Annotated in this window: 18 protein-coding genes and 1 riboswitch; of the genes, 7 read left to right on the top strand and 11 right to left on the bottom strand. The window is 56.0% G+C overall.

Annotated features, from left to right (window positions below):
- Positions 1-11 precede the first annotated feature (11 nt).
- The 3 genes from LN341_RS13505 to rapA form a co-directional block, all read right to left on the bottom strand.
- Positions 12-965 (bottom strand): D-2-hydroxyacid dehydrogenase, encoded by a 954-nt coding sequence (locus LN341_RS13505; protein ID WP_234203577.1) that lies wholly within the window; start codon positions 963-965, stop codon positions 12-14.
- Positions 966-1,088: 123 nt separating this feature from the next.
- Positions 1,089-1,781, bottom strand: coding sequence for a bifunctional tRNA pseudouridine(32) synthase/23S rRNA pseudouridine(746) synthase RluA (gene rluA, locus LN341_RS13500; protein WP_046222226.1), 693 nt, complete (start codon positions 1,779-1,781; stop codon positions 1,089-1,091).
- Between the two features lie 90 nt (positions 1,782-1,871).
- On the bottom strand, positions 1,872-4,787 hold the full coding sequence (gene rapA, locus LN341_RS13495; protein ID WP_234203576.1) for an RNA polymerase-associated protein RapA: 2,916 nt from the start codon (positions 4,785-4,787) through the stop codon (positions 1,872-1,874).
- Between the two features lie 287 nt (positions 4,788-5,074).
- Here rapA and LN341_RS13490 point away from each other — a divergent pair, with 287 nt between their 5' ends.
- Positions 5,075-6,451, top strand: a complete 1,377-nt coding sequence (locus tag LN341_RS13490) for a PhoH family protein (protein ID WP_046222228.1) — start codon at positions 5,075-5,077, stop codon at positions 6,449-6,451.
- Between the two features lie 37 nt (positions 6,452-6,488).
- Here the strand turns inward: LN341_RS13490 and thiQ are convergent, their stop codons facing one another.
- The 8 genes from thiQ to leuA all read right to left on the bottom strand — a co-directional run bounded on the left by thiQ (position 6,489) and on the right by leuA (position 15,810).
- Entirely contained in the window at positions 6,489-7,214 is a 726-nt protein-coding gene (thiQ, locus tag LN341_RS13485; protein WP_234203575.1) for a thiamine ABC transporter ATP-binding protein, read from the bottom strand.
- Positions 7,215-7,217: 3 nt separating this feature from the next.
- Positions 7,218-8,831, bottom strand: coding sequence for a thiamine/thiamine pyrophosphate ABC transporter permease ThiP (gene thiP, locus LN341_RS13480; RefSeq protein WP_234203574.1), 1,614 nt, complete (start codon positions 8,829-8,831; stop codon positions 7,218-7,220).
- Between the two features lie 16 nt (positions 8,832-8,847).
- Positions 8,848-9,834: a thiamine ABC transporter substrate binding subunit gene (thiB, locus tag LN341_RS13475; RefSeq protein WP_370643649.1), complete on the bottom strand. Its 987-nt coding sequence runs from the start codon at positions 9,832-9,834 to the stop codon at positions 8,848-8,850.
- A 117-nt stretch (positions 9,835-9,951) separates the two neighbouring features.
- A riboswitch (TPP riboswitch) is annotated at positions 9,952-10,054 on the bottom strand.
- Between the two features lie 95 nt (positions 10,055-10,149).
- A complete protein-coding gene (locus LN341_RS13470; RefSeq protein ID WP_370643746.1) occupies positions 10,150-10,929 on the bottom strand; it encodes a DUF547 domain-containing protein in 780 nt (259 codons plus the stop codon).
- Positions 10,930-11,079: 150 nt separating this feature from the next.
- Positions 11,080-11,682, bottom strand: a complete 603-nt coding sequence (gene leuD, locus LN341_RS13465) for a 3-isopropylmalate dehydratase small subunit (protein ID WP_234203573.1) — start codon at positions 11,680-11,682, stop codon at positions 11,080-11,082.
- 17 nt (positions 11,683-11,699) lie between these two features.
- A complete protein-coding gene (gene leuC / locus LN341_RS13460; protein WP_234203572.1) occupies positions 11,700-13,139 on the bottom strand; it encodes a 3-isopropylmalate dehydratase large subunit in 1,440 nt (479 codons plus the stop codon).
- Between the two features lie 26 nt (positions 13,140-13,165).
- The gene (gene leuB, locus LN341_RS13455) at positions 13,166-14,257 is read right to left on the bottom strand and encodes a 3-isopropylmalate dehydrogenase (RefSeq protein ID WP_234203571.1); all 1,092 of its coding nucleotides are present in this window, start codon (positions 14,255-14,257) and stop codon (positions 13,166-13,168) included.
- A gap of 2 nt (positions 14,258-14,259) precedes the next feature.
- Entirely contained in the window at positions 14,260-15,810 is a 1,551-nt protein-coding gene (gene leuA, locus LN341_RS13450; RefSeq protein WP_120511778.1) for a 2-isopropylmalate synthase, read from the bottom strand.
- Positions 15,811-16,295: 485 nt separating this feature from the next.
- On the opposite strand from leuA, the gene LN341_RS13445 reads away from it, so the two are divergent.
- The 6 genes from LN341_RS13445 to ilvN all read left to right on the top strand — a co-directional run bounded on the left by LN341_RS13445 (position 16,296) and on the right by ilvN (position 24,110).
- Positions 16,296-16,811 (top strand): phosphatase PAP2 family protein, encoded by a 516-nt coding sequence (locus LN341_RS13445; protein WP_234203570.1) that lies wholly within the window; start codon positions 16,296-16,298, stop codon positions 16,809-16,811.
- On the top strand, positions 16,808-17,920 hold the full coding sequence (locus LN341_RS13440; protein ID WP_234203569.1) for an MJ1255/VC2487 family glycosyltransferase: 1,113 nt from the start codon (positions 16,808-16,810) through the stop codon (positions 17,918-17,920). Before LN341_RS13445 ends, LN341_RS13440 begins: the two co-directional genes overlap by 4 nt.
- Positions 17,921-18,240: 320 nt before the next feature.
- Entirely contained in the window at positions 18,241-19,197 is a 957-nt protein-coding gene (gene leuO, locus LN341_RS13435; protein WP_234203568.1) for a transcriptional regulator LeuO, read from the top strand.
- A gap of 244 nt (positions 19,198-19,441) precedes the next feature.
- Positions 19,442-21,262: a long-chain fatty acid--CoA ligase gene (locus tag LN341_RS13430; protein WP_234205055.1), complete on the top strand. Its 1,821-nt coding sequence runs from the start codon at positions 19,442-19,444 to the stop codon at positions 21,260-21,262.
- 635 nt (positions 21,263-21,897) lie between these two features.
- Complete coding sequence (locus LN341_RS13425; protein ID WP_234203567.1) at positions 21,898-23,616, top strand: acetolactate synthase 3 large subunit; 1,719 nt, start codon at positions 21,898-21,900, stop codon at positions 23,614-23,616.
- Positions 23,616-24,110 (top strand): acetolactate synthase small subunit, encoded by a 495-nt coding sequence (ilvN, locus tag LN341_RS13420; protein ID WP_027251784.1) that lies wholly within the window; start codon positions 23,616-23,618, stop codon positions 24,108-24,110. Before LN341_RS13425 ends, ilvN begins: the two co-directional genes overlap by 1 nt.
- Positions 24,111-24,241 lie beyond the last annotated feature (131 nt).

Below are 24,241 nucleotides of genomic sequence, written 5' to 3'. Positions count from 1 at the left end.
GGGCCAGGCCCTCAGACACAGTGCTGGGGGCGTCCGGCGACGAAGCCTTCCAGATTGTCGATCAGCTGGTTGGCCAGCGCCTGAATCGCCGAGTCAGCGCCCCAGGCGACATGGGGCGTCAGCAGCAGATTGGGCAAATCTGCGTTGGCCAGCAGCGGGTTTGAGGCGTCGGCAGGTTCCTGGGTAAACACATCGCACCCGGCACCGCCCAGGTGGCCGGATCGCAGCGCTTCAACCAGATCTGCTTCGTTAACCAGTCCGCCGCGGCCGGTATTGATCAGCAGGCTGCCGGGTTTCATCTGCGCCAGTTCGGGAGCTGAAATCATATTGGTTGTTTCCGCACTGAGCGGGCAGTGCAGGGTGATGACGTCGGCGGTTTGCAGTACCTGCGCAAATGGCAGATAGCCGTCGCGACAGGTGGCCGCGCCTTTGCGCTCCGCAAATACGACCTTCATGCCCAGGGCTGAGGCCAGTTTCGCGACGGCCTGCCCCAGACTGCCACTCCCGATCACCCCCAGTGTGCTGCCGGCCACATCGCCAATCGGGTGGGTGAAAAAGCAAAACTGTTTTTTCTCCTGCCAGACACCGGCCTGAATATCCTGATGGTACGCGAACAGATTGCGCTTGAGCGCAAACAGCACGGCAATCACATGCTCAGGCACCGAGCCGGTGGCATAACCGCGAATGTTACTGACCACTATGCCGTGCTCGCGGCAGTAGTCCAGATCGACATTATTGGTGCCAGTGGCGGCAATGGCGATCATTTTCAGCTGCGGCAGCTGACGCAGAGTGTCGGCATTGAGCACGACTTTATTGGTGATGGCGATGGTGGCCTGTTGCAGCCGTTCCACAATCTGCACAGGAGCGGTGGCCGGGTATTCCTGCCACTGGTGCGCAAAGGCCGGACGGGGCAGTGTGATTTGATGGGGGATGGTGTCACGGTCGAGAAAAACGATCTGTTGCATCACTCTGGCTCCCTGCTGATGCGTGTACTTGATGGCACACAGTAAACACCAGCGGGTCGCCGGCTGCAAGCGGGTCAGCCAAGCTGCCGACTCAGTGGTCGGCAGATCAGGCCGGTCCGGGCTTTACAGCGTCCGTTCGGGCGCGTCGGGAAAGAATTCGCACGGGGCGAATACATGGCGCGCTTCGTTGCTGTAGGGATGGAAAAAACTCAGTTCCGCCGCGTGTAATTGCAGGCGCGGGGCCAGAGCTTTGGCTTCCTCATGGGCATAAAACCCGTCGCCCAGAATCGGATGGCCCAGTGCCAGCATGTGGACCCTGAGCTGATGGGAGCGGCCGGTCACCGGGCGCAGCCGGATCAGGCTGCTCTGACCGTCGCTTTCCAGCACCTGATAGTGGGTGACCGAGGGTTTGCCGTGTTCGAAGCAGACTTTTTGCATCGGGCGGTTGGGCCAGTCGCAAATCAGCGGCAGATCGACTGTGCCTTCGGTTTGCTCCGGCGTGCCCCAGACTCGGGCGTAGTAGACCTTTTCAGTCTGACGCTCCCGGAACTGGGCTTTGAGGTGCCGTTCGGCATCTTTATTGAGCGACAGGACGATCAGGCCGGAAGTCGCCATATCCAGCCGATGGACAATCTGTGCTTTGGGATAGTCAGCCAGCACCCGGTTCAGGACGCTGTCGGCATGCGCCGGATCCCGTCCCGGATTGGACAGCAAACCGGAAGGTTTGTTGATGGCAATGATATCGCGATCGACATACAGCACATCCAGCCAGGGATCGGTCGGCGGATGATAGGCCAGCGGCGGTAAGGGTTTCATGATTGGACTGTCTCAGGTTGTTCGCATATGCGGCGGCAGGATGGTAACACAGGGCGGCAGGGAGTGCCTACCGCCCCGGATGTCAGCCCATCAGTTATGGCTGACCGCGATCAGACGCAGTGAATCGAGCTGGATCTGGGCTTTGCTGATGTAAGCACTCAGATCCTGAATCTGGCTTTGCAGCAGCGCCAGCTCATCATCACGAATGTTCGGGTTGACGGATTTCAGCGCCTGCAGGCGAGCCAGTTCGGCACCTAAGGTGTTTTCCATCTCCTGCTGCGCGGCCTGACGGACTTTATCCAGTTCAGGTTCGACGAGCTGGTCCCCGGCGGCAATCAGAGCATGAATTTCCTTCTGCACTGAGTTGACCAGCTTGCTGCCCAGGTGGCGGTTGACCGGGCTCAGCTGACGGTTAAAGCCTTCGAATTCCACTTTATCCGACAGGTTATTCCCTTTGCCATCCAGCAGAATACGGATTGGGGTATGCGGCAGGAAGCGGCCAATCCCGGATTGCTTCGGCGCCTGGGCATCCACCACGTACACCAGCTCTAACAACAGGGTTCCGGCAGGCAGGGCTTTGTTCTTGAGCAAAGACACCGCTGTGGTGCCGATACCTTCCGACAGCAGCAGGTCAATCCCGCCCTGAATCATCGGGTGTTCCCAGCTGATAAAGTGCATGTCTTCCCGCGACAGCGCGGTATCCCGGTCAAAGGTGATGGTGCAACCATCCTGCGGCAAGCCCGGGAAACTGGAGACCAGCATGTGCTCAGACGGGGTGATCACCAGGGCGTTCTCGCCTCTGTCATCCTGATTGAGGCCGACGGTATCAAACAGACCCAGCGCAAAGGTGACCAGATTGGTGTCGCCGTCTTTGGCGGCAATCTGTTCGACCAGTTCACGGGCGGCATCGCCACCGTTGGAATGAATTTCCAGCAGACGGTCGCGGCCCTGTTCCATTTTGCGCTTCAGCTCCGTGTGCATCCGGGCACTGTCGGCGATCAGCGAGTCCAGCGCCTCGGGGCTGTGGTTGTCACTGGCCAGCAGGGAGATCAGCTGTGGCTGAATGGCTTCATACACGGCGCGGCCAGTCGGACAGGTTTCTTCAAAGGCATTGAGGCCCTCGTTGTACCAGTGCGCCAGCAGTGCCTGCGAGGTGCCCTGCAGATGCGGAACATGGATCTCGATATCCCGCTGCTGGCCGATCCGGTCCAGACGGCCAATCCGCTGTTCCAGCAAATCCGGGTTGTTGGGCAGATCGAACATCACCAGCTGGTTGGCAAACTGGAAATTGCGGCCTTCAGAGCCGATTTCTGAACACAGCAGCACTTGTGCGCCGTCTTCAAGCTGAGCGAAGTAAGCCGCCGCTTTGTCGCGATCCAGAATCGACATGCCTTCATGGAACACAGTGGCGCGGATGCCTTCTTTTTCACGCAGCGCCTGCTCCAGGTTGAGCGCCGTTTGCGCGCGGGAGCAGATCACCAGCACTTTTTCGTTGCGGTTGGCTTTGAGGAAATCCAGCAGCCAGCTCACCCGCGGGTCGAAGTTCCACCAGGTGGCCGATTCGCCTTCAAACTCCTGATAGATATCTTCCGGATACAGCAGTTTGAGCACTTTTTGTTCTTCGCTGATTTTCCCCATCATCATGCCGGCGACACGCATGGCCGTGCTGTACTGCGACGGCATCGCCAGCGGATACAGGTTCAGGTGACGCTGAGGAAAGCCCTGCACGGCGGAGCGGGTATTCCGGAACAGCACTCGGCCGGTGCCGTGGCGGTCCATCAGGTTATCGATCAGCTCCTGGCGCGCGGCACGCTGAGCATCTTCATCTCCCTGAGCGGTCAGGGTGTCCAGCAGCGGGGCAATGTCCTGTTCCGGCAGCAGGCTGATCAGGGTCGCGCGGCTGTGGTCGTCCAGTTGTTGACCGGCCAGCAGCTCTGACACTGCATCGGCGACCGGGGCGTACTGGCGCTCCTCATCGAGAAAGGCCTCGTAATCGTAGAAACGATCCGGGTCGAGCAGACGCAGGCGGGCGAAGTGGCTCTGATGGCCCAACTGATCCGGTGTGGCGGTCAGCAACAGGCAGCCCGGCGTTTTCTCGGCCAGAGCTTCCACCACTTGATATTCACGGCTCGGCGCTTCTTCACTCCACACCAGATGGTGGGCTTCATCGACCACCAGTAAATCCCAGTCGGCGTCCAGCGCTTGCTCAAAACGACGGCGGCTCTTGCGCAGAAAATCCAGGGAGCACAGCACGTATTGCGCGGTCTCAAACGGATTGGCGGCCTCGGCAATGGCCTCGACACAGCGCTCTTCATCGAAGATAGAGAAATACAGGTTGAAGCGGCGCATCATTTCGACCAGCCACTGATGCTGCAGGGTTTCCGGCACCAGGATCAGTATGCGCTCGGCACGTCCTGCCAGCACCTGCTGGTGGATGATCATGCCGGCTTCAATGGTTTTACCCAGGCCCACTTCGTCGGCCAGCAGAACCCGTGGCGCAAAACGGCGGCCCACTTCATGGGCGATGAACAGCTGGTGCGGGATCAGGCCGGCACGCATGCCGCACAGGCCGCGCAGCGGGCTCTTGTGCTGCTGGTGCTGGTTTTTCAGGGCGCGGTAGCGCAAGGCGAAACGGTCCATGCGGTCAATCTGACCGGCGAACAGCTTGTCCTGCGGCTTGTTAAAACGGATCTGGTTGCTGAGGAAGATTTCGCGCAGCGACACATTTTCTTCCCCGGTATCAGTGCGGGTGCCGATATAGGTCAGCACCCCTTGTTGTTCTTCCACTTGCTCGACCCTGAGCGACCAGCCCTCCTGACTCTCAGTCACATCACCGGCGTTGAACATCACGCGGGTGACAGGGGCATCATGGCGGGCATATACGCGATTCTCTTCGCTGGCGGCAAACATCAGGGTAACCGTACGCACATCCATGGCGACCACAGTTCCTAACCCTAAATCACTTTCAGTATCACTGATCCAGCGTTGACCCAAAGCAAATGGCATAGTGGACAAAACCTTCTAAATATTTGAAATCAAGGAGAATTGGATCCCGGCGACGATGAATATATCAACTACACTGAAATTAAGTGTAAGCCACAAATGGCGCCGGCAAAAAAGGGGGCTAATGGTACTGCATGATGGGAGCCAGGTCACGGGCTAAGTGATGGACCCAACAAGTGAGAAAATTGTCACAATATTTTCATTTTTTGCGGTCATTAATGAAAAGCGGGTTTAGGCTTATGAATGATAGCCTTTGCCAATGGCTATTTCAGGTGAACAAGGAGACGTCTATGGACGATGCTGATAGGAAAGTCTTTGTACTTGATACCAACATCCTGTTACATGAACCCCTCGCCATCTACTCTTTCAAAGAGCACGACGTCGTGATTCCCATGACGGTCCTGGAAGAACTCGACCGGATCAAAGACAGCAAACGTGACGTTGCCCGCGATGCCCGTGTTGCGATCCGCGCCCTTGAAGATATCTTCCACGATGCCACACCGGAACAAATCTCAGCCGGGATCCCCCTGACCGAGCAAGGTGACCACAAAGGCCGTATCGCGATTTTCGCCGATTACGAAATTCACGAAACTGTGCATGCCTTTGCCGACAAAGCCGGGGACAACCGGATTCTCAATGGGGTGCTCTACCTCCAGAACCATTATGCGCCGCGCAAGGTGGTGCTGATCACCAAAGACATCAACATGCGCCTGCGGGCTAAAGGCGCCGGGGTGTTTTACGTTGACGACTATCGCTCAGATCAGCTGATTGATGATGTCAGCCTGCTGACCAAAGGGTTCCACCGCTATCCGGCCAGTTTCTGGGAGCGTGTGGGTGAGTGTCATTCTGAAAAACGCGGCCGCTCCACCTTGCATACGCTGCCGCAAGAGCTGTTTGAATCGCCTTTCGTCAATCAGTACCTGATTGATGAAGACACAGATTTCGCGGCCCGGATCCAGAGTCTGGACGGCGAAATGGTGACCCTGAAAGATCTGGGGCATGAGCGCCTGATGCACCGACAGGCATGGGGCATTCATCCGAAGAATATTTATCAGGGCATGGCGATGGACGCGCTGCTCGATCCTGAGATTGATCTGGTGATCCTGACCGGCCCGGCCGGGTGTGGTAAGACGATCCTCGCCATGGCTGCCGCCCTGGAGCTGGTGATCGAAAAAGGCATGTACGACAAGATTATTGTGACCCGCAATACCCCGGACATTGCTGAATCGATCGGTTTCCTGCCGGGCACGGAAGAAGAGAAAATGATGCCCTGGCTGGCGGCTGTGACAGACACCATGGAGGCCTTGCATAAGCACGATGTCTGCACGGACGGTTCGATGAAATACATCTTCGAAAAAGCCAATATTCAGTTTAAATCCATCAATTTCATGCGCGGCCGCTCGATTCAGAACGCTTTCGTGTTGCTGGATGAGTGTCAGAACCTGACCGCGTCGCAAATCAAGACCATCATCACCCGCTGTGGTGAAGGCACTAAGCTGGTCTGTTCCGGTAACCTGGCGCAGATCGATTCCACTTACCTGTCGCCTGTCACATCAGGCTTAACCTATATCGTTGAACGATTTAAGAACTTCGAGGGCAGCGCCAACATCTACCTCAATGGTGTGGTCCGCAGCCGTCTGGCGGAATTTGCTGAAGAAAATCTGTAATTCACCGGGCGGGATCCGCTGAGCGGATCTTCAGCATTCATCGCCCGAGATACTTCCTTAATCTTTCATCTTCCGGCTCCCCCAGCACTTGCTGGGTGGGGCCGCATACCCGGATTTCTCCCTGTTCGACAAAGGCGCAGTGATCGGCAATTTTCAGGGCATCGTCCGGACTGTGGGTGATCATCAGTACCGTGATCCCGGCTTCTTTGGCCAGACTGGCAATCAGATCCAGCATTTCTTGTCGCAGCGCCGGATCCAGCGCGGAAAACGGCTCATCCAGCAAGAGAAGCGGACGGTGTCTGACCAGGCAGCGTGCCACAGCCACCCGCTGTTTTTGACCGCCGGATAACTGCTCAGGCAAGCGATCCAGATAACGGCCAATACCGACCCGTTCTGCCGCGTCTTTGACGGAGGCTTTGTCAGCGGCGCTGAGGCGCAGCCCGGGATGGATCCCCAGCGCAATATTGTCAAACACGCTCAGATGCGGAAACAGGTTGTGATCCTGAAACAGGATCGACAGCGGCCTTTCGGCCGGATTTTGCCGGTCGATCACTTCACCGTTGATCCTCAGCTCGCCGCTGTCCGGCTTGAGAAAGCCGGCGATCATCGCCAGCAGGGTACTTTTGCCCGCCCCGCTGGGGCCGATCACCGCCAGAATATCTCCCGGTGCGACCGACAGATCAAAGCTGAGCTGCATCGGCGCCTGATGAGGGTGGCGGTAGCAATGGCTCAGTTGCGACAAAGAGAGCATAGGTGCAGTCATACGTTATCCATTCGCAGTGCGGGCAGATGAGGGAGAGCGGGGCAAGAGCAGGTTTTCCACCGCAGTGAAAATGCCCAGGCTGAGCAAGAGCAACAGCAGGGCGGCAACGGCGGCGGCTTCCATCTGATAACTGTCCATCAGCTGGAACAGGTACAGGGGCAGGGTCTGAAAATCCTGGCTGCCGAACAGCGCAATCGCGCCCAGATCGCCCAGTGACAGCACGAAGCTGATCGCCATCGCCTGCGCAATCGGTTTACGCAGTGCCCGCCATTCCACCAGGTACAGGCGCGACAGGCCGCGCATGCCCAAGCTCTGGCACAGCGGATTGTATTGCTGGGCGAGATGCAGCATCGGCTGGCTCAGGGTTTTGATCACATAAGGCAGTGCCATCAGGGCATTGACGGCCACCACGACCCAAAAGGCTGAGGCAAAGACGTCGGTGAATTCGCGCAGCAGCAAAAACAACCCCGTGCTGATCACCAGCCCTGGAGTGACCAGAATAATGGTGCCGATCAGCTCCAGTCCGTCGGCAGAGAGGCGGTAGCGTTGCAGCCGCCAGTAACGGCTGGCACAGAGTATGGTGATACCGCTGATCAGTGCCAGCACACAGGCCAGCGCTGCGATCTGTAACGAGTGGGTCACGGCCTGCCACAGGGCCGGGGTGGCCAGCAGTTGCGGTAGCTGGCTGTTCAGACCGGCACTCAGGACCGCCAGCATAGGCGGCAGAACTAACAAGAGTACCAAGCCAATCCAGCATCCGTCCCACACCCTTGCCGTGTGGCTGTCGAGATAATTCGGATGCCCCTGGCGGACCCGGCCGCTGAGTGTGGACAGCGGTTTGGCAAAGCGCTGGCTGAACAACACCAACGAGCAGCACAGTAGCATCTGCCATAACGCCAGCATGGCACCGGCAGCCAGATCAAAGTCGTACCTCAGCGCCTGATAGATGGCCAGCTCGATTGTGGTGGCTTTCGGGCCGCCACCGAGCGACATAATGACCGCAAAGCTGGTAAAGCACAGCATGAACACCAGCCCGGCGACCTGCGGCAGTTGCTGGCGCAGCCGCGGCCAGGCAACCAGCCGGAACAGCGGCCAGCCTTTCATGCCCAGATGGGCAGCCAACTGATGCTGTTCGGCCGGAATGCCTTCCAGACTTTGTAGCAGTAAACGGCTTGCCAGCGGCAGATTCAGGAACACATGGGCAAGCAGAATGCCGTTGAGACCGTAAATACTGAACGGCAGACGCATGTCTAAAGCGGCCAGCCATTGGGCCAGCAAACCACTGTTGCCATAAATTGCCAGCAGGCCGAATACCGCCACCAGTACCGGCAGCACCACTGTCATCGCGAATAAGCGCAGTAGTATCGTGCGGCCCGGGAAACGGCGTCGCGACAGGGCGTAAGCCACAGGAATCGCCGGTATCACACTGAGCAGGGTCGAGAGCAGCGCTTGCTTGAAGCTGAAGGCCGTGACATGACGCAGGTAAGGATCCTGCCACAAGCTGAGCGGCTGCAGTTCGGTGGCCTGAGTCAGCAGCGCGCTGAGCGCCCCGCCGACGACAATCAGGATCAGCCCGGCGCTGAACAGGCCGGGCAGGCTGGAACGGGAGAGTAACAAGATCTGTCCTATTGCCTTACTGGGTCAGGGCAGTCTGCCACTCGCGAATCCAGCTTTTACGCTCTTTCGCGACTTCATCGGCGGAAAATTCCAGCGACTTGGCAGGCAGGGGCAGGCTGCTGAAGCCTTCTGGCAGTGTCTGATTGGTCACCGGATACATCCAGTTTCCGGTTGGAATCTGTGACTGGAAGCCCGGGGTCAGCATGAAGGCCAGGAACTGATCAGCCAGCGCACTGTTGCGGCTGTTTTTGAGTTTAGCGGCGACTTCCACCTGCAGATAGTGCCCTTCGCTGAAGTTGGCGGCTTTGTACTTGTCGTCTTGCTCGGCAATCAGGTGGTAGGCCGGTGAGGTGGTGTAAGAGAGCACCAGATCGGCCTCGCCCTTGAGGAACATATTGTAGGCCTCTGACCAGCCTTTGGTCACAGTCACGGTTTTCTTCGCCAGTTGCTGCCAGGCTGCGGCGGCTTGATCGCCATAGACAGATTTCACCCACAGCATCAGACCCTGTCCCGGCGTTGAGGTGCGCGGATCCTGGTAAATCATGGTCAGATCGTCGCGCTCAACCAGGGCTTTCAGGCTCTCTGGCGGGTTGCTCAGTTTCTTGCTGTCATAAATGAAAGCGAAGTAACCATAGTCGAAAGGCACAAAGGTGTCATCGTTCCAGCCGCCCGGAAGGGTAACCGCCGTGGTATCGACCTGGTGTGTGGCCAGCAGGCCGGTTTTCTTGGCTTCCGCCATCAGGTTGTTATCCAGTCCTAACAGCAGATCGGCTTTGCTGCTGTTGCCTTCCAGACGAACCCGGTTGAGGATCGACACGCCATCGTCGAGGGCGACAAACTGAAGATCGCAGTCGCATTCTTTTTCGAAAGCCGTTTCGATGGCCGGACCTGGTCCCCAGTCGGCGGTGAAAGAGCTGTAGGTGTAAACCGTTAAAGTCGGTTGAGCGGCCGCGGCAGACGTGGCGGCAGCCAGCAGGGGTAAAGCTATCAGTTGGTGTTTCACAAAGCGCTCCTGAGTTCCTGTTAAACAGGGAATTCCGATTTCTTCAAGGCGCGGGGTTGAGTGAGAGGGAAGGTTTCCCGGAAAGGCACGATAAGCGGGTAAAGATGTGCTTTCTTGTCTCTCAGTTTTTCTCAATTCCTCCGCCAGCATGATCTGGTTCAGGTTCAATGGGTCCCGTACGCCGTACGATCTCAGCCCGAAGACTCCCCATGAGAACGGCTCTCATTGTAAACGCGGCCGGGACAGGTTGCCAGCCACAATTGCGGCCGGCTGTGAATCCTGAGGCGCTAGTCAGTTGTCAGTTGTCAGCTGAGGCTATTTGAGCTCATTGAGTCGCCAGTCGTAATCGTAAGTTGGTGATGTCAGGGTCACCGGCCGGCTGAGATATTGATTCAGGTGTGTTTGCAGCTCAGCCAGGGTGCCGAAATCACTCTGATACCAGTCATAAATCGACGACAGGCGGACACGCTGGCCGCGCACAGAAACCCCTTTCTCGCTGTTGATAAAGCGTCTGGCGGCCAAGTCCAGTTGCTGCTCCAGCTGATCGGCCTGCATGACCTCAGGGAGCAGATCCGGGCAGCCTAAACTGGCACAGTTCACCACGTAATGAACTCGCTTATCCTGCCAGATCGGGCGCAAAATGCGGTGTTCAATATCATTGAGTGACAGTCTCTGGCCGCTGATGGTGATCAGCTTTTCATCCCAGGGGCCGAAGCTGAACAAACCACCGAGTTTGGTGATCGAGCTGACCGGATAGTTATCCAGAATCACTTTGACCGTCAGGGCGTTATACAGGTTGACCCAGTAGGCAAATTGCTCATTACGGTTGTAGCGGCGCGGGTCCAGCGCGGTGAGCTGGTCCAGATAGCGAGCCAGCGCGGTTTTATCCTGCGCGCTGACCGCGGCATAACGAAAGCGGGTCTGCCCGGGGGCGACCAGCAGATAGTCGTTGAGCAGGGTTTGCCAGCGGGTATGGTCAATTTTTTCGGTACTGCCCGGGTTGCTGGCCTGCCACAAAGGCCAGAGATCGGCTTTGGGCGCTGCGAGTGTGACGAAAGACAGGCTGAGCAAGGTGAGCATGCTCAACACAGTCAGGATTTGGCGTAGCGGATACATGTGAACACCTCTGTCAAAAGATTGATATTCAACAGACCGAAGTAAAGGGTGTTTCTTTCCGGTACCGGCGCTGAACAAAACACCCTGCCGGAGCAGGGTGTCTGAGTCAGTCAGCACTGACAGTATAGATCAGGCCAGAAAGGCCGGGATCTGACTTTCATACGCAGCGATTTTATCTTCGTGCTGCAGGGTCAGGCCGATGTTATCCAGACCATTCAGCAGGCAGTGGCGACGAAATTCGTCAATCTCGAATGCGTAGGTTTTGCCGTTGGCACTGACCGTCATGCTTTCCAGATCCACTGTCACCTCAGCGCCCTGGTTGGCGTCGACAAACTGGAAAATCTCGTCCACTTCGGTATCCGTCAGGCGCACCGGCACCATCTGGTTGTTGATTGCGTTACCATAAAAAATGTCGGCAAAGCTCGGCGCAATCATGATCTTGATGCCGTAGTCAGCCAGGGCCCAGGGGGCGTGCTCGCGTGAGGAGCCGCAGCCGAAGTTTTCACGGGCCAGCAGGATACTGGCGCCCTGATAGCGCGGGTAGTTGAGGACGAACTCAGGATTTGGCTGCTGGCCGGCGTCATCGAGAAAACGCCAGTCGTGAAACAGGTGCTTGCCAAAACCGGTCCGGTTCACTTTCTGCAAAAACTGCTTCGGAATGATGGCGTCAGTGTCGACGTTCGCGGCATCCAGCGGCACCACCAGTCCAGTATGTTGTTTGATTCCTGCCATGTTTGTTTCCTCTCAGATTAGGCGGTGGCGACGGTGGCTTGGTCCAGCTCGCGGATATCCACGAAATGACCGGCACAGGCGGCGGCAGCGGCCATCGCCGGGCTCACCAGGTGAGTGCGGCCATCGCGGCCCTGACGGCCCTCGAAGTTACGGTTACTGGTCGAGGCGCAGCGCTCCCCTGGCCCCAGGCGATCGTTGTTCATCGCCAGACACATAGAGCAGCCCGGCAGGCGCCATTCAAAACCGGCTTCAATGAAAATTTTGTCCAGCCCTTCGCGTTCGGCCTGTGCTTTGACCTGCTCAGAACCGGGCACCACCAGTGCCTGCACATGGGGGGCGACTTTGCGGCCTTTGGCAACCGCGGCGGCAGCTCGCATATCTTCAATGCGGGAGTTGGTGCAAGAGCCGATGAAGACTTTATCAATCGGGAAATCGGCCAGCTTTTTACCCGCTTCCAGACCCATGTAGGCCAGTGCTTTGGCGGCAGAAGAGCGCTCAACCGCATCGCTGAAGCTGTCCGGGGCCGGAATCGGCTCATCAATGGCAATGACCTGACCCGGGTTGGTGCCCCAGGTCACCTGTGGTTTGATGTCTTTGGCATCCAGGGTGACCACGTGGTCGAACTGGGCATCGGGATCGGATTTCAGGGTCTGCCAGTATTCGACAGCGGCGTCAAAATTGGCGTCGGTGGGAGCAAAGTGACGGCCTTTGATGTAATCAAAGGTGGTCTGATCCGGGGCAATCAGGCCGGCCTTGGCACCCAGCTCAATGGCCATGTTACAGACCGTCATCCGGCCTTCCATGCTCAGATCGGTGATCGCTTCGCCGCAGAACTCCACCACATAGCCGGTACCGCCGGCAGCTGTGGTCTTGCCGATGATCGCCAGAATAATGTCTTTGGCTGTGATGCCAGGGGCGACTTTGCCTCTGACTTCAATCTTCATGGTTTTGGCCCGGGCTTGTTTCAGGGTCTGGGTGGCCAGCACGTGCTCAACCTCAGACGTCCCGATCCCAAAGGCCAGCGCGCCGAACGCCCCATGGGTGGCGGTGTGGGAATCGCCGCACACGATAGTCATGCCCGGCAGGGTAATCCCCAGCTCAGGCCCCATGACATGGACGATGCCCTGGTATTTGTGGTTCAGATCATACAGGGTGACGCCGAAATCTTTACAGTTCTTGGCCAGGGTTTCCATCTGGATACGTGCCATCTCGCCCGACGCATTGATGTCTTTAGTCTGCGTCGACACGTTGTGGTCCATGGTGGCGAAGGTTTTGCCGGTTTGGCGAACCGGGCGGCCTTTTTCGCGCAGGCCATCAAAGGCCTGCGGTGAGGTGACTTCGTGCACCAGGTGGCGGTCGATATACAAAATCGGGTTTTCACCTTCGGCGGCGACCACGACGTGGGCATCATAGACTTTTTCGTACAGCGTTTTGGCTGTGTGTGTTGTGTTTGACATTGCTCGTTTGCTCCTCGTCGTTCGGCTTATGCCTGGCGGATGTAGGCGGCGATTTTATCGCCCATGGCGTCGGTCGACAGGGCCGGGCGGTTGCCGGCCAGATCCGCTGTCAGTTCACCGGCTTCCAGTGCCTGGGAGACGGCTTGCTCAATGGCGCGTGCCGCTTCTTCTTGACCCAGACTGTAGCGCAGCATCAGGGCGGCAGACAGAATCTGTGCCACTGGGTTGGCGATGTTTTTACCGGCGATATCCGGCGCTGAACCGCCGGCCGGTTCATACATGCCGAACTTGTCCTGGTTCAGGCTGGCCGAAGGCAGCATGCCCATAGAGCCGGTGATCATGGCGCATTCGTCGGAGATAATGTCACCGAAAATGTTGGAACACAGCATGACGTCAAACTGCGACGGATCTTTGATCAGCTGCATGGTGGCGTTGTCGATGTACATGTGGCTCAGTTCGACATCCGGGTAATCTTTGGCGATCCCTTCCACCACTTCGCGCCACAGAATTGAGCTTTGCAGCACGTTCGCTTTGTCGATGGAGCAGACTTTCTTACGACGCAGACGGGCAGACTCAAACGCGATACGGGCGATACGTTCGATCTCATAGCGATGATAAACCTCAGTATCATAGGCCTTTTCCATCGCACCCTCCCCTTCGCGGCCTTTCGGCTGACCAAAGTAGATGCCGCCGGTCAGCTCACGCACCACCACGATGTCAAAACCTCGCTCGGAGATGTCGGCACGCAAGGGAGAAAAGGCTTCCAGACCACTGTGGATCTGCGCCGGACGCAGGTTACAGAACAGCTGGAAGTGCTTGCGCAGCGGCAGCAGCGCCCCGCGTTCCGGTTGCTCATTGGCGGGCAGGTGTTCCCATTTCGGGCCGCCGACCGAGCCGAACAGCACAGCATCAGCAGCTTCGCAGCCTTTCAGGGTGTGATCCGGCAGCGGTGAGCCGTGATTGTCGATGGCAATGCCACCTACATCATATGCTTCACGCTCCAGGGTGAAGCCAAACCGGGCTTCAATGGCGTCCAGCACTTTGTGTGCCTGACGCATGACTTCCGGACCGATCCCGTCGCCGGATAACACGGCAATTTTATAGCGTTGACCTGCCATGGTTATACTGTCTCCATTTTTGTTTTCTGTTTAATTTCTGCAATCTGCTCGGCGCGATGGATGCTGTTGATCACATGCAGCAGAGCCTGTCCGGACGCTTCAACAATGTCGGTTGCCAGACCGGTCCCGTGGTACTTGCGGCCTTTGTAGTTGGCAATAATATCCGCCTGACCCAGGCCGTCTTCCCCTTCGCCTTTGGCGGTCAGGTCAAACTTGTCCAGAGCGATTTCATAGCCGGTTAAACGGTAAATACACTGGTACAGCGCATCGACCGGACCATTCCCGACCGCGGCTTCACATTTCTCTTCGTCACCGCACTGCAGTTTGATGCTGGTGGTCGCCATCACGCTGCCTGACTGGACGCTCAGGTAGTTCAGTTTGAAGTAGTCGTCTTCCTCGCGCATGTTGGCGAAGTACATCAGGGCTTCCAGATCGTAATCGAATACCTGGCCCTTGCGGTCGGCCAGTTTCAGGAAATCGGCATACAGGGTATCTAAGTTGTACTCGTTGTCGTTGTAACCCATGCTGTCCATGTGGCTCTTGACGGCCGCGCGACCGGAGCGGCTGGTCAGGTTCAGCGCCTGGTTTTTCAGTCCGATAGATTCCGGGGTCATGATCTCGTAGGTGTTCTTGTTCTTCAGCACGCCGTCCTGGTGAATCCCCGACGAGTGGCTGAAGGCATTGGCACCGACAATGGCTTTGTTGGACTGAATCGGCATGTTACACAGCTGGCTGACCATTTTGCTGGTGCGGGAAATTTCTTCGTGCTTGATATTGGTGGTGACACCCAGCAGCTCGGCGCGGGTTTTGATGATCATGGCGATCTCTTCCAGCGCACAGTTACCGGCGCGCTCGCCAATCCCGTTGATCGTGCCTTCGACCTGACGGGCACCGGCCTGAATGGCAGCCATGGAGTTAGCGACCGACATGCCCAGATCATCGTGGCAGTGCACCGAAATGACGGCTTTGTCTATGTTCGGTACGCGGTTGAACAGCTGGGAAATGATGCCGCCAAATTCGCTCGGCAGGGTATAGCCAACCGTGTCCGGGATATTGACCGTGGTTGCGCCGGCTTTGATGGCCGCTTCAACCATACGGCACAGGTTATCGATTGGGGTACGGCCGGCGTCTTCACAGGAAAACTCGACATCGTCGGTGTACTTACGGGCACGGGTCACGGCAGCCACCGCCATGTCGATCACATCATCATAGCTGCGGCGCAGTTTGTCCTGAACATGAATGGTGGAGGTGGAGATGAAGGTATGGATTCGGAAGGCTTCGGCAACTTTTAACGATTCGGCAGCGACATCAATGTCGTTGGCCACGGCACGGGACAAGGCACAGACGCGGCTGTTCTTGATGTGCCTGGCGATGGTCTGCACCGACTCAAAATCGCCCGGCGAGGACACCGGGAAGCCAGCTTCAATAATATCGACGCCCAGGCGCTCCAGGGCATAGGCAATCTGCAGCTTCTCTTTCACCGTTAAGCTGGCGGACAAGGCCTGTTCGCCGTCGCGCAAGGTGGTGTCGAATATAATGACCTGATCGTTCATGATTGCTTCCTTTTTAGTTGGCCTGCCTGTTAATAATGGCTTGGTCGCGTCCTGTACGCCGGGCCTTTATACGAAAAACCCGCGCTTGGGCGCGGGTTAATCTGAATTGTTAGCGGTGAATTTCACCCATCAGCTACCCACGCGACTGGTCACGAGAAGGAGTAGGCTGAGTAGAAGGGTGAATTGTGTTTGCATTGTTTTTTTGATCCGCTGTGTTGTTGACCAAAGGAATATCAAATTGTACAGACTAGCGTCAAGCGATAATTGTATCTTTATGCATTTTAGATAGGAGAGCAGGGGAGTCTGACCTGCTTTGGTTCTCGTCGAGCTGCGGTTATCACGCAACTCTGTTGAGCGCGCAGCCATCCCCGCTCCCTTCTGCCCGCGCAAAGACGATGATTGTCATTATCCCTCCTCGAAATCGTCACCCGCTTGTCACATCCGCTTCTTAATCTGGCTGCACAGGTTAAGAGGAGAATTGTGCTATGGCAGTGACTGTTTTAGTACCCATTCAGCGCTTTGATTATGCCTTTTCCAGTTTATGTCTGTGTCACCGCTTTAACCAGCCGGTGGCGACACTGAGCCGGATAATCTCCCGTTCGGGCGACGGGCCCTTGTACTTACTGTTTGGCTTGCTGGCCTGGGTATTTGACCGGCAACAGGGCGGTCAGGTCTTAGGTCTGGGGTTACTGGCTTTTCTGCTGGAATTGCCTGTCTACCTGCTATTGAAAAACACCTTTAAACGCAATCGTCCGGCGCAGTTGCCCAGTTTTATTCAACCTTCTGACAAATACAGCCTGCCGTCCGGTCACACCGCTGCCGCTTTTCTGATGGCGTCTTTAATTTCTACTTTTTACCCGGCTGCAGCCTGGCTGGTCTGGCCCTGGGCCATGCTGATCGGATTCTCCCGTGTGCTGCTGGGCGTGCATTTTATTACCGATATTGTGGCGGGCGCCTTGCTTGGCATGATGTGCTTTGATGTCGTCAAGGGGGCGATATGAAGATACTTTACGGCGTACAAGGAACTGGCAACGGCCACATTTCCCGGGCCAGAGAAATGGCCAGAGCCTTTGATCAGCTTGGGGTGAGCGTCGATTTTCATTTCTCCGGCCGTCCGGCTGAAGACTATTTTGATATGGCGTGTTTCGGTGATTATCGCACCTCGAAGGGGCTGACCTTTATCACTGAGCATGGCAAGGTGAATCAGTGGCAAACCTTCCGGCGCAATTCATTGCTGAATTTCTGGCAGGAGGTCAAGGCGATGGATCTGTCCGGCTATGATCTGGTGATCAATGATTTTGAGCCGGTTTCCGCCTGGGCCGCCCGCCGGCAGGGGATTCCCAGTCTGGGGCTCAGTCATCAGAGCGCATTTCTGTACGATGTACCCAAAGAAGGGGAAAGCTGGCTGGACCGCAGGCTGATCCGCTTCTTCGCACCGACCGATCAACCCCTGGGATTGCACTGGTACCATTTCGGCGCCCCGATCCTGCCGCCGATCGTGCCCCAGTCGACCGGCTTAGCGGTGCAGTCCGATGGCGCCATCCTGGTGTACCTGCCTTTTGAAGCACTGGATCAAGTGCTGGCGATGCTGACCCGCTTTTCCGCGGTGACTTTTTATTGTTATCACCCCTCGGTGCGGCAGGATTATCAGCAGGACAATGTGCAGGTCTGCGCACTGAGCCGGACCGGCTTTCATCAGCGGCTGGCTGTGTGCGACGGGGTGATAGCGAACGGTGGCTTTGAGTTGCCGTCTGAAGCCATCGCACTGGGCAAGAAGTTATTGCTCAAACCGCTGCAAGGTCAGTACGAACAGCTGAGCAATGTGGCGACGCTGGAGTTGATGGGGCTGGCGGTCGGCATGCATTCACTCGATGCGGCCGCGTTACGCAACTGGCTCGACAGCCATTCGCCGGGGCAGGTGATCTGGCCGGACGTGGCGCTGGCAGTTGCGCGCTGGTTACAGGAAGAAAACCGCCCGCCGGTGGAAGCCCTGTGCCAGTCCCTCTGGGAACCGGTCAGCTTCCCGGAGCCTGTGCTTGAAATTGTGTCTGATTTATCCCCAAACGCCGGGCTGTCCGGTGAGCGATCATTAATCACTGGGACTTATTGATTGCTTTTTTTCCCTGACGTGGCTGACGCGTCAGGTGTCTGATTCCCTTCTAAGTAATTGAAATTCATCTTTAGTCATATTGTTTTATATCCTTTTAGATATTTTTATAACGAATTTATCTGCTTGTTTTTGTTTGGACTATCGTTCAATATTGACCTATATCATACTGTTAGAATCGGGTTGGGTCCTCTCAGGGTATTGGTGTCATCATTTTTTTGAATAATACTGATTACCCCCAGTTTTCTAATGGGTATGTGAGGGTGTTGTGCCCTGATTCGCGGGAGCAGGACTCTCTGGATTATTCGAAGAAGAGGTCAGAAATGGCACGTAGAGGTATGTCTTTCCAAGCAGCAGAAAATCTTTCCATGGGCCTGAGCCTGCGGAATGTGGATCTGAACTTGCTGACAGTATTTGATGCGGTGATGCAGGAGCAGAATATCACCCGAGCAGCACATAACCTGGGTATGTCTCAGCCAGCGGTGAGCAATGCCGTGGCGCGGCTGAAAACCACCTTTGATGATGAGCTGTTCATTCGCCATGGAAGAGGCATCCAGCCGACCACCAGAGCCAAGCAATTATTCGGTCCTGTGCGTCAGGCGCTGCAGCTCATTAAAAACGAACTGCCGTCTTCGACTTTCCTGCCGGAAACATCGAACCGTTTATTCCGTCTGGCGGTATGTAATCCGCTCGACATCCGTTTCGCCCCTCACATCCTGCGTCAGCTGGGTGATCTGGCGCCCAAAGCCCAGGTTGCACTGGAAGCGGGGATCGAAAGCGATATGGTGCAGAAACTGCGCTATCAGGAGCTGGATTTTGTCATCGATTATCTGCGTTTTGATGATCAGGGCTTCACCTCGACTGAATTGTTCAAAGACGAGCTGGTGGTGGTCGCTGCCGGAAACCACCCCCGCATTCAGGGGGCGCTGAGTGCTGATGAATTTATGGCAGAAAAACACGCTGTGTTGCAGCCGGTACAGGGTGCGCGCGGGTTTGCCGAAGCCGTCTATCACCAGTCTCCGGGCTGCCATATCGCTTATCAGGGCGGCAGTCTGAGCAATATGATGTATGTGGTTGGTCAGTCGGATCTGATTGCCGTGATGCCGAAATGGCTGGCGGAATCCATGGCGGAGACCTTGTCGCTTCAGCTGATGACGCTACCGTTTGAAGGCAAGCGTATCAGCGGTTACCTGAGCTGGCATGAGTCGTCGCAAAAAGACAAGGGCCACCAGTGGCTGCGCGAACAGTTAGTGGCGATCTGCGAGCAAGTCACCTGTTAAATGTCGCTAAGTTTAGAGTGCTGAATACGGCTATTTTTCTTCGGAAAAACGGCCGTTTCTTTTTTCTGGCGCCGGATTTGCGTGCGAATTGTCGCCGAATGGATTCATGCCATGTCCAGGAGTGAGAGCCATGCAGCATTCTGTCTGTCACGCAGATGATCTCTGTTGCCTTTTGATGTCCGATCAGTAGACTTTCCGCTCCTTCAGCGAACAGCTGTAAGCTAATTTCATGGCAGAGCCGTTTATGTCACCACTTGACTACCACATTGTTCACCGTATTCAGCACCAGATCGCCCGTTTCGGGAGCCGCACTGCGCTGCGTTATCTTCAGGATGGCCAGTGGCGGAACATCAGCTGGCAGATGCTGGGTGAGCAGATTCACCAGCTGTCACTGGCGCTGCTGGCCCAGGGCGTCGGCGTTCAGGATAAAGTCGGGATCTTTTCGCCCAATATGGCCCGCTGGACGGTCGCCGATCTGTCGACCCTGTTCCTGCGCGGGGTGACGGTGCCGATTTATCCGACCAGTACCGCGCAGCAGGCGGCCTATATCATCAATAACGCCGACATCAAGGTGCTGTTTGTGGGCGAGGCTGCCCAACTGGAGGCGGCAGTGCAGATCGCGGCAGAGTATCCGCAGCTGGAGCGCATCGTGCTGATGGATGGGACCTGTGATCAGACTGATCATCCACTGGTATGTGATTATCAGCAGTTTGTTGCCCAGGGCGGAGACGGTGAGGAGAGTGAACTGCAGGCCCGTCTGGCCGATTGCCGGATGGATGATTTGCTGACCCTGATCTACACCTCAGGCACCACAGGCACACCGAAAGGGGTGATGCTGGATTATGCCAATATTGCCGCGCAGCTGCAGGGCCATGATCAGAAGCTGGCCTTGAGTGAAGGGGATGTCTCCTTGTGTTTTCTGCCATTATCCCATGTGTTCGAACGTGCCTGGACTTTCTATGTGCTGCACCGCGGTGGTATCAACTGCTACCTGACCGACACCAATGCGGTGCGTGAGGCGCTGGTGGAAGTGCGTCCGAATGTGATGTCGGCGGTTCCGCGTGTGTACGAGAAAATCTACAGTGCGGTGCAGGCCAAAGTGGCGGCAGCGCCTGTGCATCGCCGGGCGCTGTTTCACGCCGCGCTGGCCATTGGCCACCGTATGGCGACCTGCCGGCAACAGAAGCGCCGGCCTGCAGCCTGGTTAAACATCGCCCACAAAGCGGCGGACAAGCTGGTGCTGTCAAAGTTGCGTGACGTGCTGGGCGGACGCATCAAGTTCATGCCGTGCGGCGGCGCTAAGCTGGATGCCGGGATCGGACGTTTCTTTCACGCCATCGGTATCAATGTCAAACTGGGTTACGGGATGACGGAAACCACAGCGACTGTCTCCTGCTGGGACGATACTGGCTTTAACGCCGATTCAATTGGCAGCCTGATGCCCGGCGCTGAAGTGAAAATCGGCGAGAACAGTGAAATTCTGGTACGCGGACCCATGGTGATGCGCGGGTACTACAAATTGCCGGAAGAAACCGCGGCGAACTTTACCGCGGACGGTTTTTTGAAAACCGGTGATGCCGGAAAATTTGATGAACAGGGAAATCTTTTCATCACCGACCGGATTAAAGAGTTGATGAAAACTTCTGGCGGCAAGTATATCGCGCCTCAGGTGATTGAAGGGGCGATTGGTAAAGATTCGATGATCGAGCAGATTGCGGTGATTGCCGATGCCCGCAAATTCGTGTCTGCGCTGGTGGTGCCTTGTTTTGAAACCCTGGAAAATCATGCCCGCGAGTTGAATATTAAGTATCACAACCGTCTGGAGCTGCTCAGGCACAGCCAGATTATGGCCGTGGTCGAGAAACGCATCGCCGAGTTGCAAAAAGATCTCGCCAAGTTCGAGCAGGTGAAAAAGTTCACCTTACTGCCCAAAGCCTTCTCTATGGATGAGGGAGAACTGACCCCAACCCAGAAGTTGCGTCGAAAAGTGATTCAACAGCGGTATCATCAGCAGATCGAAGCCATGTATCACGAGAACCCGCGGCAGGACTCACCGAAGCGCTAAGCGGCACAGATCGGAATCCTTCGGAAATCCTTCGGAAATCCTTCGGAAATCCTTTTCCTCAGCAACGGCCTGCCTGCAGGCCGTTGTCGTATCTGCGAGACTCACGCCCGTCTTTTTCATGATTTTCTGTCAGCATGCCTGCGTTGCACAGGATGTTGATGGGCGCATATGCTGATTTGTTACTGTGATACTGGTTCATTATCCTGTTCGATTTCTGTTCGCTGGCCGTTAATAAGGCTATTTGCAGTCAGTACAGAAAATAACCACGAAATCGCTGTGGGGAATGGACGTCAGCGGTTAAAAAACGTTAAGGTGGCGACTGGGTTACTGCTGGTGGGAATGTCCATTGGCAGTCACATAGTACGAAAAACACACTGGATTTCTTTAGGCTAAAGATAAGCCCTAACTATGTTATACCCGTCTGTACTCCTGACACTGTTGGTCTGCTCCCTACCGCTGTCTTGCTGACGGCGACGAATGTTCAGCAAACCCGTCCGGTATTCTGGCGTAACCCGGTATGACTGCCCTTCTGCTGCTGCGGCACAGAAAGACAGCCCCAGCTCGCCATGATACCCGGCACATCAGGTCAGATGCTCCGGTACAGACGCAGGTATACGCAACCTGGAGACAAGAATATGGAAATGTTGTCCGGCGCCGATATGATCGTTCGTTCGATGATCGACCAAGGCGTGAAGCATATCTTCGGTTACCCTGGCGGTTCTGTTCTGGATATTTACGATGCGCTGCATGAAAAGAGCGACATCGAGCACGTACTCGTGCGCCATGAGCAAGCGGCAGTTCACATGGCAGACGGCTATGCCCGTGCCACGGGTGAAGTCGGCGTGGTCCTGGTGACATCCGGTCCCGGTGCGACCAACGCCATTACCGGTATTGCGACCGCGTATATGGATTCTATCCCTATGGTGGTGCTGTCCGGTCAGGTGATGAGTCACCTGATTGGTAACGATGCCTTCCAGGAATGCGACATGGTCGGTATCTCCCGTCCGGTTGTTAAACACAGTTTTCTGGTGCAGCGAACCGAAGACATTCCGGCCATCATTAAAAAAGCCTTTTACATTGCAGCCAGCGGCCGTCCCGGTCCTGTGGTTGTCGATATTCCTAAAGACATGCTGGATCCGTCCAAAGCCTATCCGTACCAGTACCCGGAAGCGATCAGCATGCGTTCGTACAATCCCACCCTGCAGGGCCACAAAGGTCAGATCAAGCGCGGCGTGAAAGCCTTGCTGGCGGCTAAAAAGCCGGTGCTGTACGTGGGTGGCGGTGTCATCATGTCGAACAGTGAACAGCAGGTGCTGGCACTGGCCGAGAGCCTCAATATTCCTGTGGTCAGTACCCTGATGGGACTGGGCGCTTTCCCGGGCACGCACCGTAACAGTGTGGGCATGCTGGGGATGCATGGGACCTATGAAGCCAATATGACCATGCACAATTCTGATTTGATTTTTGGTATCGGTGTGCGCTTTGACGACCGGACGACCAATAATCTGGAAAAATACTGTCCGAATGCCACCATCATGCATATTGATATCGACCCGTCGTCGATCTCTAAAACCGTGAAAGCAGACATTCCGATCGTTGGCTCGGCAGATGCGGTGCTCAACAGCATGCTGAAACTGCTGGAAGAGCAGCAGGGCAGTAATGATAAAGCCGCCATGGATGAGTGGTGGAGTGAAATCGAATCCTGGCGGGCACGCAAGTGTCTGAGCTACAAAACAGACAGCGACCGCATCAAACCTCAGCAGGTCATTGAAACGGTTTACAAATTAACCAATGGCGATGCCTATGTGGCATCGGATGTGGGCCAGCACCAGATGTTTGCGGCCCTGTACTACCCGTTCGACAAGCCGCGTCGCTGGTTAAACTCAGGTGGCCTGGGCACCATGGGCTTTGGTCTGCCGGCGGCGATGGGCGTGAAGTTTGCTTTTCCTGATGCGGAAGTGCTTTGCGTGACCGGTGACGGCAGTATTCAGATGAACATCCAGGAATTGTCGACCGCCCTGCAGTACGACATTCCGGTGAAAATCATTAACCTGAATAACCGTTTTCTGGGCATGGTCAAACAATGGCAGGATATGATTTATCAGGGCCGCCACTCGCACTCCTACATGGATTCAGTGCCTGATTTTGCCGCGATTGCAGAAGCTTATGGCCATGTCGGTATCCGGATTTCGGATCCTGCGATGCTGGAAAGTGAGCTGGAACGCGCTTTAGCAATGAAAGATAAGTTAGTCTTTGTCGATATCAGCGTGGATGAAACAGAGCACGTTTACCCAATGCTGATCCGGGGCGGATCCATGAGTGAAATGTGGCTGAGTAAAACGGAGAGAACCTAATGCGCAGGATTGTATCAGTATTATTAGAAAACGAACCAGGTGCACTTTCACGCGTGGTGGGGCTGTTCTCCCAGCGTGGTTACAACATTGAATCTTTGACTGTGGCACCGACCGACGATCCGACGCTGTCGCGGCTGAATATTACCACCAGCGTGGAAGATGCCGCGCTGGAGCAGATCGAGAAGCACTTGCACAAGCTGATCGATATTCTGAAAGTCAGTAATGTGACCGACTCTGAACATGTTGAGCGTGAGTTGATGCTGGTGAAAGTGAAAGCCAGCGGTTATGCCCGTGCGGAAGTGAAGCGGACATCGGATATTTTCCGCGGACAGATTGTCGATGTCACCAGTCAGATTTATACCGTTCAGCTGGCCGGCACCAGTGACAAACTGGATGCGTTTTTGGACGCTGTCAGTGAAGCGACTGAAATCATTGAAGTTGCCCGAAGCGGTGTGGTCGGCATTGCCCGCGGTGAGCGTTCACTGAAAGCCTGATCCTTCCAGAAACAGACCTTCCTTTTTCAAGCCCGCCAGGCAACTTCCGGCGGGCTTTTTCGTAGTGGCCTATTCTTTCGACATTAGACTAAAGTCTAATAAGGGGTGTGGAGACATTTTCGGTGGACCGT

The organism is Photobacterium sp. TLY01 (genome assembly GCF_021432065.1).
GTDB lineage: Bacteria > Pseudomonadota > Gammaproteobacteria > Enterobacterales > Vibrionaceae > Photobacterium > Photobacterium halotolerans_A.
The sequence above is the reverse complement of the archived record's forward strand: the minus strand, read 5'-3'. Positions and strand labels throughout refer to the sequence as shown.